Source organism: Aequorivita xiaoshiensis, assembly GCF_022008395.1.
In the GTDB taxonomy this organism is placed as follows: domain Bacteria; phylum Bacteroidota; class Bacteroidia; order Flavobacteriales; family Flavobacteriaceae; genus Aequorivita; species Aequorivita xiaoshiensis.
The window spans coordinates 1-870 of record NZ_JAIRBB010000056.1 but is presented as its reverse complement, the minus strand read 5'-3'; the positions used below and the strand labels follow the sequence as shown (position 1 = coordinate 870).

The following is an 870-nucleotide window of genomic DNA, read 5'->3' as shown; positions in this document are numbered from 1 at the left end:
ATTTTTAGGAAGTCGCCAAATTTTTAAATTTGACGATTTCCTAAAAATAAAATAAATAGTAAAATTTAAAAATTCGGCTTGTGTTTCATCCGAATGGTTAACGCTTATTTTCAGCGCTACTTTTCATATACACAACCGTTGCCCACAATTTAGAAAAACTTTGAGAATACCATTAACATTTTTATTTATAAGCGCATTATTGACTTTCAATTCATGTTGTATCGGAGTGAAAGAGGATTATTTGGGTAATAATATTTATCTATCTGAATACGATAATGTTGATAGACGAATACTTTATCAGAATGAAAGTTGTGCGACTTCTGGAATAGAAATTGTCCCGATAACGGTCAACGAAATATCACATAACTCGAATTGGATAATAGCTAAATCGGGGAATAAAAACGGAAATGAAAATGTAAAATATTGGGTCATCAAAAATAATTACAAAAATATTCCCGATGCGGAAACTGTTAAGAAAAATACGACTGAATTTGATGATGCATATTTATTTGAATATTACTTGAAAAATAACGATATAAAGTTGCCCTTGGAAAAAAAGATAGCAAATAAAACTGTGGGCAACAACGTATAAAAATAATAGGGCAATAAGTGTTTAACCCAATGGACAAAGCACTTTTTCGAGGTCGCCAAATTTTTAAATTTGGCTTGTGTCCATCCGAATGGTAGTCGCATTTTTTCCTCCCCACTATTCTTATACAAATCCGTTGGCAACCATATGAAAAACGCATTTACAATCATATTACTTTTGGTTTTTGGAACAGTCTTCTCACAAAAGGACTGCAAAGAATATAAGGAAGAATACATTCCGAAAAATCTAAAAGACGCAATTGAATATTTTAATTGTGAATG

The 870-nt window shown here is 31.1% G+C and carries 1 protein-coding gene; it reads left to right on the top strand.

Annotated elements, in window-relative coordinates; genetic code table 11:
• Positions 1-160 precede the first annotated feature (160 nt).
• A complete protein-coding gene (locus tag K8344_RS13945; RefSeq protein WP_237609287.1) occupies positions 161-592 on the top strand; it encodes a hypothetical protein in 432 nt (143 codons plus the stop codon).
• Positions 593-870: the final 278 nt, after the last annotated feature.